The 4,083-nt window shown below is 57.3% G+C and carries 4 protein-coding genes and 1 pseudogene; 4 read left to right on the top strand and 1 reads right to left on the bottom strand.

Going from position 1 to position 4,083, the window contains the following annotated elements; all coding sequences use genetic code 11:
- Positions 1-209 (top strand): annotated as a pseudogene (locus tag AAC083_RS23490) (methyl-accepting chemotaxis protein); the annotation flags it as partial.
- A gap of 356 nt (positions 210-565) precedes the next feature.
- Here the strand turns inward: AAC083_RS23490 and suhB are convergent.
- Positions 566-1,369, bottom strand: coding sequence for an inositol-1-monophosphatase (gene suhB, locus AAC083_RS22015; RefSeq protein WP_005310327.1), 804 nt, complete (start codon positions 1,367-1,369; stop codon positions 566-568).
- Between the two features lie 200 nt (positions 1,370-1,569).
- Here suhB and AAC083_RS22010 point away from each other — a divergent pair, with 200 nt between their 5' ends.
- The 3 genes from AAC083_RS22010 to AAC083_RS22000 all read left to right on the top strand — a co-directional run.
- On the top strand, positions 1,570-2,025 hold the full coding sequence (locus tag AAC083_RS22010; protein WP_108537705.1) for a hypothetical protein: 456 nt from the start codon (positions 1,570-1,572) through the stop codon (positions 2,023-2,025).
- A 189-nt stretch (positions 2,026-2,214) separates the two neighbouring features.
- Positions 2,215-2,877 (top strand): glutathione S-transferase family protein, encoded by a 663-nt coding sequence (locus AAC083_RS22005; RefSeq protein ID WP_042034446.1) that lies wholly within the window; start codon positions 2,215-2,217, stop codon positions 2,875-2,877.
- A 248-nt stretch (positions 2,878-3,125) separates the two neighbouring features.
- On the top strand, positions 3,126-4,083 hold a 958-nt coding region (locus AAC083_RS22000; RefSeq protein WP_375134780.1), incomplete at its 3' end, for an MFS transporter.

Genomic DNA, 4,083 nt, shown 5'->3' with positions numbered 1-4,083 from the left:
CCCAGATTGCCGACATGGCCATTCAGATTGCCAGTGCCTGTGGTGAGCAGGATGCGGTCTCCGATGAGCTGGGTCGCAACGTGGAGCGGATCAATGAATCTTCCAACGAAGTTGCCATCGGGGCCGATCACACCGCCCGCGCTTGTCTGGAGCTGAGCCAGCTGGCCGCCGGCCTGAAGCAGACCATAGGTCGCTTCCGTCTGGCTTGATGATACAAAGGGCAGTGCAGGGTAGGCTCACGCCGAGCAGGCACTGTCCCCGTTGGATTGATAACAAAACCCGGCTCAGGCCGGGTTTTGTTATTTGGCAAAGACAGTACTGAAAAGGCCGGCGCCCAGTGTATAAACCCCTTTTTGTGGTTGATTGAGTCGTTGCAAAGGGGAGGGACTTGATATCGGTGGCAAGACACTTGCTGAGTGCATGTGTACATCAAGCTCCCGGCTGAGGGTATGGTTGGTGCCGGGCAGGATTGTTTTGCGGCTTTGCAGATAGATGGCTTTGCAATAGACATAAAAAAACCCGGCCTGGACCGGGTTCACTGTGCGTGCCTCTGCGAGGCGCTGGCTTATTTGGCCAGGGACTCAGGCAGGTTTTCACGGATCTTGCCGAGCATCTCTTTCAGGACGCGCGGGTTGGCAACCACTATGTTGCCGGAATTTTCGTAGTTGTGACCACCCACGAAGTCGGTGACGATGGCGCCGGACTCTTTGGCCAGCAGCTCACCGGCAGCGGTATCCCAGGGCTTGAGGCCGATTTCCCAGAAACCGTCGACGCGACCGGCAGCCACATAGGCCAGATCCAGCGCGGCAGAGCCGGAGCGACGGATGTCAGCACATTCGATGAACATGCTCTGGAACATCTTCAGGTACGGTTCTATGTGGTGCTTCTGTTTGAATGGGAAACCGGTGGCCAGTACGGTGCCAGCCAGCTCTTTGGCCTTGCCGACACGGATGCGGTAGCCGTTCAGCTGGGCGCCGTTACCACGGGTCGCGGTAAACAGCTCGTCACGGATGGGATCGTAAACGACGGCCTGCTCGGTCTTGCCCTTGACGCGCAGGGCGATGGAGACAGCAAAGTGCGGAATGCCCTTGACGAGGTTGGTCGTGCCATCCAGTGGGTCAATGATCCATTGGTAGTCCGGATTGGTTCCGGCAATCTCACCAGACTCTTCAGCTATGATGCTGTGTTCCGGGTAAGATTTTTTGATGGTGTGAATGATGGCCGCTTCGGCGTCACGGTCAACGTTGGTCACGAAGTCATTGCTGCCTTTCTGGATGGCCTCGATGTTTTCGGGCTGGGAGAAGGCTTTTACTACTACTTGACCGGCGTTGCGCGCAGCGCGCACGGCGATATTCAGCATCGGATGCATAGGTTCACCACTGGATGTTAAAGAACGGGGGATAAAAGGACGCGGTATAATAGCAGTCTTTTCGATAATGGCAACCGTTATACGCCTTCTCCCTGACCTTGGCGACTGCCAGATCTGACGGCTCCAATACAGACTCTTTTTGGTCTAATCTTATGGCGGTAGCCGAATAACAGGCTGCATTGAGCATAGGGACGTGGATCATGAATCTGTCATTAGTCAGTCAAAAACCGTCGGCAGCGACCACTCAAGGTCTGCTGGCTGCCTTGAGAGCATCAACCGGATATGGCGACTACTTCAACGAGGTGAGCATTGCCCAGCCATCACTGTGGCAGCCGGGTAAAGAAGAGGCGGCCATATTGCTGTTAGATGGCGATACACCCTGGCCCGAGTTTGCCTGGCAGCGCAGCGGCGAGACGTTCGGTTTGCCGGTATTACCGCTGTTGATGCGCGGCGGGGATGAGACCCTCACCATTCAGGGGCCGGATGTGCGGGATCCGCGTTTCTATTTTGTCTCCAATGGCATAGTGCTGGACGAATCCGAGCTGGCCGATCCCGCCTGTAGCAGAGTGCTATTGAGCAAGCTTGAGTCCTATTTTCCGCTGTTGTCCCGTCTCATCTTGTTGCGTCAGCGCCAACCCATGGGGCTGTATAGCTAGCGTTTCCTTTCCTGCTTTCGGCCTGTTAAAGCGGTGCAATATTTGTCATAACTGACCGTATTGTGCCGCTTTGCCATGCCGGAGCGCGGGAAGATGTCCGCATGGGTCTACCCCGTAGTCGTTAACGATCTGGCATAAGCACAGTAGTGGCCATCTCTGTGCCAATGTGTGGATCACAAGGAGTTCATGATGATTGATTTTTATACTGCAGCTACCCCCAATGGTTTCAAGGTGGCGATTGCCCTCGAAGAGTTGGGGCTGCCTTATCGGGTGATCCCGCTGGATTTGTCGGCGCTGGATCAGAAAAAGCCCGAGTTTCTGGCCATCAACCCCAACGGACGGATCCCGGCCATCGTCGATCGGGATAACGGTGACTTCGCCGTGTTCGAGTCCGGCGCCATCCTGCTCTATCTGGCTGAGAAGGCGGGCAAGTTGCTGCCGCAGGATCCCAAGCGTCGTTCCCAGGCCATCCAGTGGCTGATGTTCCAGATGGGCGGGGTGGGCCCCATGATGGGGCAGGCCAATGTCTTCTATCGCTACTTCCCGGAGAAGATTCCGGCCGCCATCGAGCGCTACCAGAAGGAGGGACGCCGCCTGTTCGAGGTGCTCGACAGTCACCTGGCGCAGCATGAATACCTGGCCGATGAGTACAGCATCGCCGACATCGCCACCTGGCCCTGGGTGCGCATTCATGACTGGAGTGGTATCTCCATCGAGGGTCTGCCGCATCTGCAAGCCTGGATGGTGCGCATGGCAGAGAAACCCGCCTGCCAGAAAGGGATTACTATACCGCCGCGCAACGAGACACCGGAGGATCTGGTCAAGCAGGCACAGCGGATGGTAACGCGTTGATTTTTATTGCTGACGGGGCAAATTGCCCCGTTACATTAGAAAAACTTGGGAAAGCTGATTACAAAGATTCGTTCGTTTTTCGTGATCTGAATCACTAAGATCACGCCAAGCCAAGGGAGTGCCCTGCTCCCGGCCGGTGCGGGTTCTCCGCCTTGTATTTTCACCTTTGATTGACTCTTTTTTTGGATCCCCTCTGCAGGTTTCTGTCAGGGATGCGGCAGCTTTTTGATGATTTTCGGGACTGAGATATGTATCGGCACAGTTTTTACCCTCTGTTTTTTCTGACCATCCTGATGGTCGCTGTGGGCCAGATGACCCAGACCCTGTATGTGCCCTCTATTCCTATGATGGCGGGGGACTTCAACGTGGCCTCCGGCCAGTTGCAGGCGGTGATGGCCTGTTACCTCATTCCGTACGGGCTATCCCAGTTTGTCTATGGCCCACTGTCAGATCGCATCGGCCGTCGTCCGGTGTTGCTTATCGGCATGATGGTGTTTCTGGTGGGGACTCTGACCATTCAGCTGATCCCGAGCTTCACCGCGCTGCTGGTAGGCAGCCTGATCCAGGGGATGGGGACGGGTGCCGGTGGTGCCATGAGCCGTACCGTGATGCGCGATCGCTACAGCGGCGCCGAATTGAACCGGGCCAACAGCCTGGTGAGCATGGGGGTGATCTTCTCCCCGTTGCTGGCTCCCGTACTGGGCGGCTGGTTGACCGAGCTGTTCAACTGGCGCGCCGGTTACTGGTTCCTGTTCGGCTTTGGTGCCGTGACTACCCTGGCACTGCTGGCCTGGTTTGGTGAAACCCTGCCGCAGGCTGCCCGGCAACAGCCGCTGCGAGTCGGCGCCGCCTACCGCCACGTACTGGGCAATCCGCGCTTTCAGGGTAACCTGCTCTGCCTGATGGCGACCTTTGCCGGTCTGGCAGTGTTTGAAGCGGCGGCCGGCGTGCTGCTCGGCGATGTGCTCAAGCTGAGTGCCCGCACCGTGAGCGTTCTGTTCGTGTTGCCGCTGCCCGGCTACCTGTTCGGCGCCTGGCTCTCCGCCAAGCTGAGCTTTCGCCTGAGTCAGGGCAAGCTGATGCGTCTGGGTATCGTCTTCCTGGCGCTGGGGTCGCTGATCATTCTGTTGCCTGGCTTGTTTGGCGTGGTAAGTGCGGCTTCTTTGGTAGGCGGCGCGGCCGTCTACTTCATCGGTAGCGGCATCC

Origin of the sequence: Aeromonas sp. HMWF014 (genome assembly GCF_963878295.1) — a bacterium.
Lineage (GTDB): Bacteria > Pseudomonadota > Gammaproteobacteria > Enterobacterales > Aeromonadaceae > Aeromonas > Aeromonas popoffii.
Note: the sequence above shows the minus strand (reverse complement) of the source record. Positions and strands in the feature narration are given on the sequence as shown.